The following is a 10554-nucleotide window of genomic DNA, read 5'->3' as shown; positions in this document are numbered from 1 at the left end:
GTGATTTTGTTTGGAAAAGTAGGTTTTATTACAGGTTTCACAGGCACAAGTATGGCTTATGTCAAAACAATTGATGATGAATACATCACAAGGCCAAATAAGTCTTATAAACAGGTGAGTCTGAAGGAATTGACACACATAAGACACAATAACAATTGGCAATACATCGAAACAATTTAGGCTAACACCTAACCGAAATTCATCTCCCACCTACTCATTGGGCTACACCCTACACATTCCTTGAGGATGGGAGACTTCTTTCGGAAATCCGTTAAAAAAAGACGATCTGGTATTGTTTCAGGGAGACAGCGTTACAGACGTGAATCGCGCTGCAGACCAAACAAACGGTCTTGGTGTCGGTTATCCTTTAATGGTTGCGGCCGCCATTTCAGCTGCGTATCCCGATATGAATATTCGTTTTCTGAATCGTGCTGTCGGCGGAGATGCCATTGCGGATCTGGTTGAACGCTGGGATGAGGATTGTATTGCTTTAAAGCCGACTGTCGTCTCAATTCTTGTTGGTGTAAATGATACTTGGAACCATGTCGGAAAGGAATCCTTTGAACCTGCTTCAAGTTTTAAAGAAAATACCGGTCGATTCTCAGAAAAACGAAAGAGAAACTTGACGCAAGAATCATCATCATGGAGCCCTATGTCCTTCCATTTCCGGAAGACCGGAAAACCTGGAGAGCCGATTTGGATCCGAAAATCCATGCAGTAAGAGAGTTAGCCCGTGAATTTCATGCTGTATTTGTTCCGCTCGACGGTATTTTAAATGCGATCAGCATCAAAACCGGGCCCCAATATTTAACGGGGGACGATGGCGTACACCCGACCATAGCCGGCCATGGCGTGATTGCAAAATCCTGGCTGGAAGCGGCCGGAGCAGATGGGCGGTTGATTTGAGCAGCGTTGGTTAAACATTTGCTTTTATTAGATAAGAAGGTATGTGACTTTTTTCTGTAATTTTTTACCATATGTTTTAATTTTTAGCAGGGCCGCACCTTCACTTTTTATATGAAAAATCCGCGGATCAGAACTTTTTTCCGCGGATTCTATTTTTAATGAAGTTATTCATTCAATTGCTATGTTTACATCGTAAGGCGTTAAATCCAGTTCTGTTTTTTCACCCAATGCAAGACGGGCCAGTTCGGCGCCAAGAAACGGGCCTGCCGTCAATCCGGATGCGCCGAGCCCGTTTGCCACAAGCAAACCTTCAAAACCAGGCCAGGCGCCAATGACAGGAAGAAATCCCGGGGTATACGGCCTGAATCCGACTCTCGTTTCGATCAGGGCGGCGTTGGCGAGCCCTGGTGCAATCGGCAGCACTTTGTCCAAAATTTCATGCAAACCGCCCGCTGTGACACGCCGGTCAAATGCCTCTGTATTTTCATGCGTGGCACCGGCAATGATGCGGCCGCCGGAAAACGCCAAGATGTATTGGTCATTCGGCGGCATGACAACGGGCCAATTGCCGGTATCCAGGCCGGGCAATTGAAGATGAAGGATCTGTGCTTTTTGGTGGGTCACTTGAAATGAACGGCCCAATGGCTGTAATAATTCTTTTGCCCAGGCGCCTGCTGCAACGATCGTTTGGTCGGCGAAAAGCACTTGCCCGTTTACTTTCACGCCTGTTACCCGCTGCGCTTCCACATTCAATTCTGCATGCCCCTGGATCAGAGCTGCGCCATGTTTCTGCGCCCCGTGAATGAGTGCCTGACGCAGGGCTTTACCATTTACGCGGGCGGCACCGCTGATATAAACGGATGCGTAGTCTTCAGACAACGGAGGAAACAATGCGCGCGTCTCAGCCGCTGATAAACGTTTGATTTCCCCAATTTCAGGCGCGTCTTCCCTCCGTTTGACCGCGCGCTCCAGCATTTTATCCAGCTTTTCTTCGTCCGTATGTATGCTGACTGCTCCGACCCGCCTGTAGCCGGTCTCTGTTTCACCGTCTTCTTCTAATTGACGGATTAGTGATGTATAGTATTTTGCACCGGATTTTGCGAGCCGGTACCAAGCCTTGTTGCGGCGCTGGGAAAGCCACGGGCAGATAATTCCTGCGGCTGCACCGGTTGCCTGCCCGGGATCCTGCCTGTCGACCAGTGTGACTTCTGCACCAGTTTTAGCCAGATGATAGGCAGCAGAGGCACCGAGCACCCCGCCGCCAACAATGATATAGGATGACATGTTGAACACCTGTTTCTGTATTAATACAATAATATCCTTTTCGTAAAGTCTAGAAAATCAATAAGATGTTTTTCAATGATTTGTTTAAGAATTTCGCATTCCCCCGGGCCTGCGAACCGAATACGATGATAAAAGCCAAAGCCGGATTTAATTTTCCCTCTAAATAATTCAGAAACTTTTCGGCAAGTTTCATTTTCCAATCTACCCACCCTATGTCTTTAAGACTATTATACTAAGCGCTTAGAAAAAAAGCGAAACAGCCGTTTTAAAAGAAACGATAAACGGCAAGCCAATCGCTTACCGCTTTCTAATTTGGAAACGCTCAGCCCTAAGCTCCCCTTTTTCACTTGCCGCCGCACTTCATCGAATCATCCAGCAGCCGCAACATGTCCGCAAAATCAAATGGGGCTTCTTTCAAAGCACATGCTGCGAACCGGGAGACGAGTTTTAATGTTTCAATGCTTTTGACCGGATAATGCCCCGCAGCACTTTCGGCGGAAAGCATGACAGCATTCGTCCCGTCCATAACCGCCTGGAAAACATCGGTTACTTCAGCCCGCGTCGGCAGCGGGTTCTCCACCATTGACTGCAGCATCTGTGTGGCCGTAATCACATAAGTATCGGTCCGGTTGCATTCCGTAATCATCGCTTTTTCGAGCAGCGGGATCCACTGGTAAGGCAGTTCCACGCCGAGGTCGCCGCGCGCAATCATAACGCCATCCGTTTCTTTGGCGATCTCCGGAAAATTGCGGATCGCTTCTACAGTTTCTACTTTTGCGATCAGCTTTGGAACCGGGTCTGCGCCGAGAGTTTTCATATAGTCGCGTGCTTCCCGGATATGGGCGGCGCGGCGGACAAATGAGCAGGCGAAATAATCAACTTTTTCCTGCAGTAAAAATTCGATATCCTGCTTGTCTTTTTCCGTAATCGCAGGCAGACTGGTCACGACACCTGGCAGGTTAACCCCTTTATGGGAAGAAATTTCACCACCTGATTTTACAGTCGTAACTACTTTTTTGCCGTCCACATCATTTACTATAAGTTCCACCGCGCCGTCATTGATCAGGATGCGGTCGCCGGGCTTTACGTCTTTTACGATGCCATGGTAATCTACGCTTGCCTGTTCTTCATTACCGTTCACTTCATCAGTATGGAGTGTGAAGGTGCTGCCGGTTTTAAGTTCGATCTTTTCCGCGGATATTTTCCCGAGCCGGATTTTCGGGCCTTGCAAATCACCTAAAATTTTGATTGGCTGTCCGGTTTCTTTACTGATCGAACGAATGAACTGAATCACATTACGGTGGCTGTCATGGGTGCCGTGGGATAAATTCAGGCGGGCAATTGTCATGCCGTGGCGGATCATTTCCGTGAGCATTTCTTTATCATCACTTGCCGGGCCGATTGTGCATATGCAGTCGATGGACATTGTATCACCTCTATATATTCGTTGGAGTTAGTATACCCAGAGTTCTTATATATATTGGAATACCCTGGCCCGGGAAGAAAAAACAACGGTATCTGCCAAGCATAGGCTAAGGTTTTTACAAATCGTATATTTGTTTATGAAGGAATGGTTGTCGTTCATCTTGAGGCTGATGTAAAAATGAAGTGACTTGATTCTTGTCTCAAAAGAAAAAAATAGTCAACCCGCAATCTATATCCATACTTTAAGAAGGCAGGTTTTATTTTGCGCCAGCGAGTTTATAAAGTGATTTGATATCTGCTTCATGCTGGATCGAACGGGCTGAGAGGACATCAATTAATTCCTGGTGTTTTTTGAATTTTTCATCTATGTGTTTTTGGATATTTTCAAAATAAGGGGCCAGTCCCTGGATGATTGATGATTTTTGTTCATCCACCTTTTTTTCCACGTCATTTACTTTCTCTTCAAGGTGATCCATTCTTGATTCAAGTTTGTCCATTCTTGATTCAAGCCCCTCCATCCTGTTTTCAAGGCTCTCCATCCGGGTTTCAAGGCTCTCCATCCGGGTTTCAAGCCCCTCCATCCGGGTTTCCATCCGTTCTTGTCCGGCTTTTAACCCTTTTAGTTCGTCCAGAATTTTTTCCAGTACCTGCTCCATTTTATCATCTCCTTTTACGTTTTTTTGTTATTATAACAGAGCCTGCCAATATGATGTGAACTTCTTGCAATGATGTGAAGTAATTATATCATGTTCAAAAGAAGTAAAGAACAAGTGTTTGCGTTTAATTTTTTTCTACCCTTTCTTTCAAGCTTCTTCTTAATACAAATTAAAAAAGGGGGAGCCCCCTTTTTTATTTTTTAATAGCATGTAACACACTGGCAGCGAGCCCGCCCCAGATAATAACCATTCCGATGATCATGACGGTAATTGCGGTTGCACTCATGATTTCGCCTCCTCAACATAAGCTGGCAGTTTGTCTGCGGCTTTCCAATTTGAGAAGGACAAGGCGATGGCGATGATCACCATAAATGCCGACAGCCCCCAGCCAAAGACGGCTACAAATTGGGACGGATATCCGCCGTATACTGTTCCGATATTGGTACGGAAAGAAGAAACAAGAATGGCAGTCAAGAGTACCGGTGTAATCACGCTGATGCAAATTTTCCAATACCATCCAAGCTTGATTTGCGAATACAGGTTGGCTTCGTTTTTCAATACATCCAGCTTACGGAATACCCAGGCAACAAGAACGACTTCAACAACGGCAGACGGCAGGACGCCAAAACTATTAACAAAATTGTCGACCACATCAAGCAAATACATACCGCTTTGTGTAGCATAGATAATGGAGATCAGTGCTGCAACACCGCCAACAGTAACGACAACTTTCTTGCGCGTCCAGCCCAGTTTATCTACAGCCGCTGCAATACAAACTTCCAATAACGAAATTAACGAAGTGATACCGGCGATAAACAAGCAAATGAAGAAGACAGCACCAAATACCTGCGGAAGCGGCAGTTCATTAATAATTTTCGGCAGCACCACGAATGCAAGCCCGATTCCGCCGGCTGCAACATCATTGACCGCGACATTAGATTGCTGTGCCATAAATCCAAGAGCAGCAAAAATACCGATGCCGGCCAGCAATTCAAAGCTGGAATTTGCAAAAGCCGTGATAAAAGCATTATTCGTTGTATCAATTTTTTTCGGCAAATAACTGCTGTAAGTAATCATTATGCCCATTGCTATCGAAAGGCTGTAAAAGATCTGCGAATAGGCAGCAATCCATACATTCGGATTGGCGATGGCTTTCCAGTTTGGCTCAAAAAAGGCATTTAAGCCTGTTACTGCGCCCGGCAGTGTAATCGCGCGGATAACAAAAATGACAAACAGCACGAGCAATACCGGCAAGGCATACCGGGACAAGGCTTCAATTCCCTTTTTCACACCGCGGTAGGCGATGCCAAGCGTGATTACCCAAATCGCGACAAGTGGCAGAAAGACCTGCCAGACTATGGAGCCAAAGTGGGTTAGGGACGGCTCTTTGCTGACCATTAAGTATTTATTGAACAAAAAGGCCTGCGTATCGTTTCCCCACGAAAGTTTAACGGAAAATCCAATATAAGAAACAGCCCATGCCAGAATCACAGCGTAATAGGTCATAATGAAAAAGGCAATCGCGAACTGCCACCAGCCGACAAATTCAAATTTTTTATGAATGCGGGAATAGGAAAGCGGGGCAGAGCCGCGGTATTTTTTCCCAAGGATAAATTCCATTGCCACAAAGGCCACGCCTGTCGTAATGAGGGCAAATAAGTAGGGAATGAAAAAAGCACCTCCTCCGTTTTTAAATGCCACATATGGAAAACGCCAAATATTTCCAAGGCCGACTGCGGAGCCGACTGCTGCGAGGACAAATCCCCACCTGTTCCCCCACTGTTCTCTTTCCATTAAAATTCCTCCTTCTCAAATAGGATAGTAAAAATAAATATATTTTCGACTCATCCTTCTTCCTGCTCTCTTTGGAATTATCGTAATATTTCATTTACAGTTTCTAATTATAGTAATTTATCTTTCTCCTTTCAAGACATTTCTTGACATTTTGTCAGAAATATTTACAAAAGTTTGAACTCGCTTTCTATTCTTTATCAGATTACAAGGTTCCTATTCAAAAGGAATGAGGCTTCTTGTCCGACTTTTAGGATAAACTATCGGTACTAACGCTTAAATCGGAGTGATTGTGATGCCTTATGAAAATGTGGACGGACAAAATGTATATTACGAACTGAAAGGCAGCGGAGAAACGATTGTGTTTATCCACGCCCCTGTCCTTCCAAGCCAAATATTTCAGCAGCAAGCTGTTAATTTAACGAAAGGTTACTGCGTTCTTATTTTCGACTTATTCGGGCATGGGCGCACTTCCCCGGCAACCGCTGTATGGAGTTTTGCCGAAATCGCTCGGACGCTATACAAGCTTCTGGACCGGCTGAATATCAAACAGGCCTGGATTTGCGGATATTCTGCCGGAGCATCCATTGCATTCGAGTTTGCTTCCCTGTATCCGGAGCGGACAGCGGGGCTGATTCCGATTGGAGCTGCAGATGATAAAAAAGGATTACTGCTAAAAATACTTGTAAGAGCAAGCATTTGGGCGTGTAGAAAAAAGCTGGTTTGACTTCTTGCTTTATCCGGAGCCATTCTCAACACCGACCAGATACGCATCTTTTTGCCGTTATGGAGGGCCGCACGGATGACGGATGCTCATGATGCCGCATGTTATTACCGTTCGTATCTTGATTATCGTTGCCGGCACAAACTTCAGGATATTGAGCAACCGGTTTTACTGATTTACGGGGAAAAGGATACTTTATTTAAAAAATATGGCCCGCGGCTTGCCTCACAGCTGCCAAATTGCCGCCTTGCCCATATTGAAAAAGCGAGGCACTATATACCCGGAAAGCGGGACGAAGCATTAAGTGGTTTGATTCGGTGGTTCATCGGGTCTTGATGGAAACGCAGCCGGCTGGAAACATAAAAAAAGCGGATTCTCCTACAGTTTTGCTTTGGGAATCCGCTTTTTTTATTTTATAGAAAATTCCTATTTTAGTGACATATCGAGTACCATACGGCCTTGGATCGTGCCTTCTTCCATTTCCTTAAAAATATCGGTGATTTCTTCCAGTCTCCGGCTTTGGACAACCGGAATTACTTTCCCTTCGGCACCAAACATGAAGGCTTCTTCCAGATCTTTTCTTGTGCCAACCAATGAGCCGATGACTTCAATGCCATCAAGAACAGTTTTGACAATTTCAAGGTCCATTGTTTCCGGAGGCAGCCCGACTGCAACCACTTTTGAAACGGGGCGCACTGAGTTCACCGCTTGATTGAAGGCTGTCTTGGATACGGCTGTGACGATCGCAGCATGGGCACCGCCGGTTTCCTTTTGAATCCACTCGGCCGGATCCCCTTGTTTTTTGGAATTAAAGACAAGATCTGCCCCGACTTCTTTTGCCAATGCCAGTTTGTCATCGTTTACATCGATGGCAATGACCTTGGCATTAAAAACATGTTTGGCATATTGGACAGCCAGATTTCCAAGGCCGCCAGCCCCATAGATGGCGATCCACTCGCCTGGTTTGACGTCTGCGACTTTAATCGCTTTATAGGTCGTGACACCTGCGCATGTGATACTGGTTGCCTGCCTTGCATCCAGACCGTCCGGCACCTTTACTGCATAATTGGCTGTTACGATGCATTGCTCAGCCATGGCGCCGTCTACGCTGTAACCTGCATTTTTGGCTTCCCGGCAAAATGTTTCATTGCCGGACAAGCAATATTCGCAGTGCCCGCAGCCTTCAAAGAACCAGGCAACGCTTACACGGTCGCCAACCTTTAAACTCGTGACGCCGTCTGCAATTTCCCTGACAACACCGACCCCTTCATGGCCAAGGATCCTTCCCGGCACATCTCCAAAATCTCCTTTTGCAACGTGTAAATCCGTGTGGCAAACGCCGCAATATTCAATATCCACTAATGCCTCTCCATATTCCAGCGGCCGCAATTGAACATCTTTGACTTCGACAAGTTTGCTTTTATCAGAACTTACCACTGCTGCCCTCATTGAAAATCCCTCCAATTTTTTGTATGATTCTACTTCATATATTTCTATCCTATTAGACTTTCTTATCCAATATGAAACATCCCTTTTTAAAATTTTGTATGAATGTACGGCAAAAAAACACGCATCTGGTTTTGATACGTGCTTTTGGCACAGGCTTCTTATTGTTCGCGGAAAAGTATCATTCCAAAGCACATTGGAATGATCATCAGCAACCCAATAAACAAAGTCGGTATCGGCAGGCGGTTTCCATAAATGGCCCCGATTTCTCCTATAAATCCGCCGATTAGAAATGGGATCGCTGTTTTTTTCTTATCTGCACTTTCCTTCGCATGGTACCACGCATCCCATACCACAAATGTATAAAAACCCGGATAAAACAACATATATTCAAAATTAGTCGTACTGACAGCCTGCCGGGTTAAGCCGTTGAAATCAAGATAAATGGCTTTATTGATATTTCCAAAAACATTATCAAAATGCTCGATAATCAGAAAGACGATTCCCTTAAAAAACTGTCCGTTATACATTTGTCCCACTCCAGGCATCAGCATTGAGTACAATGCAGCTATATTTCTCATGGCAACTCCCTTACATCTTATTTCACTTACTTTAGTTTTCATTGAATTCCTATTTTTATGTATGAGAGGCCTGGGAAAAAGGCCCGGCTGATCCATTGCTTGCTGTCATTTTGGCCCTGGTGCATCAGGCAGATAGTTGATTCTTGCCGCCTTAGGTTCGCCCAATAAGTAAATGCTGGACTCAAAAAACGGTTTAAGAACAATGGTAAAAACGATCCTCCATAAAATTGGCGGTATAATAACTGCACCTATATTCGCATAATGAATTACACGATCATGGATGAAAAGTGAACCCGGCTTAGCTTTCAAGTCGGGTATGCCGTTTAATTTTTTACAAAGCAGTGAATATCTATAAGAAACTGTGAAAGCGCAAACAAAAGGGCGTATACTTGAGATAAATATAATAATGGAGGTACTTATCATGACGAAATTACAAGGAAAAACTGCACTCATCACCGGCGGATCGCGGGGTCTTGGTGCGGCTATGGCCGTTACGTTTGCTGAAGAGGGTGCAGAAAATTTAATTCTGGGTGACGTGTTGCTGGAAGAATCAAATGAGACTGCCAGAAAGATTAAAGAACAATTCGGAACAAACGTCCTTCCGGTTCAGCTTGATGTAAGCTCGGAGGAAGATTGGGTGCATATTATGGAAACAATCCGGAAAACTTTCGGAAAGCTCGACATTCTGGTCAATAATGCCGGCATTAATAAACGGGCCAAGTTTGCCGATTGTGAGCTTGAGGATTGGAACCGGGTCATTGCCGTTAACCAAACCGGCGTCTTTTTAGGCATAAAACACGCATGTCAGCTGTTGAAAGAGCAGAAGCAAAGCGCAATTGTGAACGTGTCCTCGATTGCCGGCCTGACCGGCTATTTTGCTGTACCTTACACTGCAAGCAAATGGGCAATCCGGGGCATGACAAAAGCTGCTGCAATGGAATTCGGCGACTGGGGCATCCGCGTTAACTCCGTCCACCCCGGATTTGTTTATACGCCACTAACGCAAGCTGCAAGCAAAATGGTGGATGCTTTCAGTGAAATCACAGCCCTTGAGCGTTCAGGCGAACCAGAAGAGATTGCCAAAGCCGTTGCCTTCCTGGCTTCCGATGACGCTTCCTACATCACCGGCGCTGAACTTGCAGTTGACGGTGGAATGATAGCAGGCGGCGGGCCAAGACGCGTCGTAAAAAATTTAAACTTACTTTAAGCAAAGCGCACAGGCTTGGCGTTTTAATCCTGGGCCTGTTTTCATTATATAATGTGAAACAGGCCCTCAATTTTTAAATCACTTAATCAAAAATTTATCATTTTTTGTACCCTTGCATGCTTATTGTGCCAATATTACCTTATGCTCCAACATTTCAGGAGGGGGTGTATTTGAATCGGATGCTGTTATTTGTTTGTGTGCTTTGATCTTTTTCATCGTTCTTTGTCCATTAGCATGCCAGGCGCAATCGAGTAGGAGGCTAATCATTATTTGATTAGCCGACCTCTCACACCACCGTGCGTACGGTTCCGTACACGGCGGTTCTAAAGTTTACGACCTTACAGACAGATAATAATCCAGAAAACTTATATACCTTGCTCTTCGGAAGAGTTCGTTTGTTAAGGTTCTGGTTAAGATATGGCTGCCGGCAATTCTCCAGTAGCCTTTTCTTGTGTTTGCCCATTCCCAAGCTTTACTTTTATTGATCCCTAATTTCTTGAGCCAATAAAATCTTGTGCGTACTCTCTTCCATCT

At 45.2% G+C, this 10554-nt stretch carries 10 protein-coding genes and 3 pseudogenes; 5 read left to right on the top strand and 8 right to left on the bottom strand.

Going from position 1 to position 10554, the window contains the following annotated elements:
* Together C232_RS20160 and C232_RS18925 are read left to right on the top strand one after the other, a co-directional pair.
* Positions 1-180: pseudogene (locus tag C232_RS20160) on the top strand (RNA-guided endonuclease IscB); the annotation flags it as partial.
* 106 nt (positions 181-286) lie between these two features.
* Positions 287-906, top strand: a pseudogene (locus C232_RS18925) (SGNH/GDSL hydrolase family protein).
* Between the two features lie 168 nt (positions 907-1074).
* On the opposite strand, the gene C232_RS0117240 reads toward C232_RS18925, so the two are convergent.
* The 5 genes from C232_RS0117240 to C232_RS0117215 form a co-directional block, all read right to left on the bottom strand.
* Entirely contained in the window at positions 1075-2190 is a 1116-nt protein-coding gene (locus C232_RS0117240) for an NAD(P)/FAD-dependent oxidoreductase (protein ID WP_018665371.1), read from the bottom strand.
* 343 nt (positions 2191-2533) lie between these two features.
* Positions 2534-3616: a pyruvate kinase gene (gene pyk / locus C232_RS0117230; protein WP_018665369.1), complete on the bottom strand. Its 1083-nt coding sequence runs from the start codon at positions 3614-3616 to the stop codon at positions 2534-2536.
* A 256-nt stretch (positions 3617-3872) separates the two neighbouring features.
* Positions 3873-4271, bottom strand: a complete 399-nt coding sequence (locus C232_RS19120; protein WP_018665368.1) for a coiled-coil domain-containing protein — start codon at positions 4269-4271, stop codon at positions 3873-3875.
* Between the two features lie 193 nt (positions 4272-4464).
* Entirely contained in the window at positions 4465-4557 is a 93-nt protein-coding gene (locus C232_RS19655; RefSeq protein ID WP_018665367.1) for a methionine/alanine import family NSS transporter small subunit, read from the bottom strand.
* Positions 4554-6065 (bottom strand): sodium-dependent transporter, encoded by a 1512-nt coding sequence (locus tag C232_RS0117215; RefSeq protein ID WP_018665366.1) that lies wholly within the window; start codon positions 6063-6065, stop codon positions 4554-4556. The genes C232_RS19655 and C232_RS0117215 overlap by 4 nt, the downstream gene beginning before the upstream one ends.
* 292 nt (positions 6066-6357) lie before the next feature.
* Here C232_RS0117215 and C232_RS0117210 point away from each other — a divergent pair, with 292 nt between their 5' ends.
* Both C232_RS0117210 and C232_RS0117205 read left to right on the top strand, forming a co-directional pair.
* The gene (locus C232_RS0117210; RefSeq protein ID WP_018665365.1) at positions 6358-6789 is read left to right on the top strand and encodes an alpha/beta fold hydrolase; all 432 of its coding nucleotides are present in this window, start codon (positions 6358-6360) and stop codon (positions 6787-6789) included.
* 75 nt (positions 6790-6864) lie between these two features.
* The gene (locus C232_RS0117205; RefSeq protein WP_018665364.1) at positions 6865-7122 is read left to right on the top strand and encodes an alpha/beta fold hydrolase; all 258 of its coding nucleotides are present in this window, start codon (positions 6865-6867) and stop codon (positions 7120-7122) included.
* A gap of 90 nt (positions 7123-7212) precedes the next feature.
* Here C232_RS0117205 and adhP read toward each other — a convergent pair whose 3' ends face one another.
* Complete coding sequence (adhP, locus tag C232_RS0117195; RefSeq protein WP_018665363.1) at positions 7213-8235, bottom strand: alcohol dehydrogenase AdhP; 1023 nt, start codon at positions 8233-8235, stop codon at positions 7213-7215.
* Positions 8236-8393: 158 nt separating this feature from the next.
* A complete protein-coding gene (locus C232_RS0117190; RefSeq protein ID WP_018665362.1) occupies positions 8394-8762 on the bottom strand; it encodes a hypothetical protein in 369 nt (122 codons plus the stop codon).
* A 472-nt stretch (positions 8763-9234) separates the two neighbouring features.
* Between C232_RS0117190 and C232_RS0117185 the strand changes: the two genes are divergently transcribed.
* The gene (locus C232_RS0117185; RefSeq protein ID WP_018665361.1) at positions 9235-10020 is read left to right on the top strand and encodes an SDR family NAD(P)-dependent oxidoreductase; all 786 of its coding nucleotides are present in this window, start codon (positions 9235-9237) and stop codon (positions 10018-10020) included.
* A 330-nt stretch (positions 10021-10350) separates the two neighbouring features.
* Here C232_RS0117185 and C232_RS19650 read toward each other — a convergent pair.
* Positions 10351-10554 (bottom strand): annotated as a pseudogene (locus C232_RS19650) (group II intron reverse transcriptase/maturase); the annotation flags it as partial.

The sequence above is a fragment of the Heyndrickxia acidiproducens DSM 23148 genome (assembly GCF_000374345.1).
Lineage (GTDB): Bacteria > Bacillota > Bacilli > Bacillales > Bacillaceae_C > Weizmannia > Weizmannia acidiproducens.
This window is presented reverse-complemented; position numbering and strand designations above follow the sequence as displayed.

Excerpts from the sequence above, each read along its gene's own strand:
- C232_RS0117210 (WP_018665365.1), top strand. The coding sequence starts at position 6,358 with ATGCCTTATGAAAATGTGGACGGACAAAATGTATATTACGAACTGAAA.
- C232_RS0117190 (WP_018665362.1), bottom strand. The coding sequence starts at position 8,762 with ATGTATAACGGACAGTTTTTTAAGGGAATCGTCTTTCTGATTATCGAG.
- C232_RS0117185 (WP_018665361.1), top strand. The coding sequence starts at position 9,235 with ATGACGAAATTACAAGGAAAAACTGCACTCATCACCGGCGGATCGCGG.
- C232_RS0117240 (WP_018665371.1), bottom strand. The coding sequence starts at position 2,190 with ATGTCATCCTATATCATTGTTGGCGGCGGGGTGCTCGGTGCCTCTGCT.
- C232_RS19120 (WP_018665368.1), bottom strand. The coding sequence starts at position 4,271 with ATGGAGCAGGTACTGGAAAAAATTCTGGACGAACTAAAAGGGTTAAAA.
- adhP (WP_018665363.1), bottom strand. The coding sequence starts at position 8,235 with ATGAGGGCAGCAGTGGTAAGTTCTGATAAAAGCAAACTTGTCGAAGTC.
- C232_RS0117205 (WP_018665364.1), top strand. The coding sequence starts at position 6,865 with ATGACGGATGCTCATGATGCCGCATGTTATTACCGTTCGTATCTTGAT.
- pyk (WP_018665369.1), bottom strand. The coding sequence starts at position 3,616 with ATGTCCATCGACTGCATATGCACAATCGGCCCGGCAAGTGATGATAAA.
- C232_RS0117215 (WP_018665366.1), bottom strand. The coding sequence starts at position 6,065 with ATGGAAAGAGAACAGTGGGGGAACAGGTGGGGATTTGTCCTCGCAGCA.
- C232_RS19655 (WP_018665367.1), bottom strand. The coding sequence starts at position 4,557 with ATGAGTGCAACCGCAATTACCGTCATGATCATCGGAATGGTTATTATC.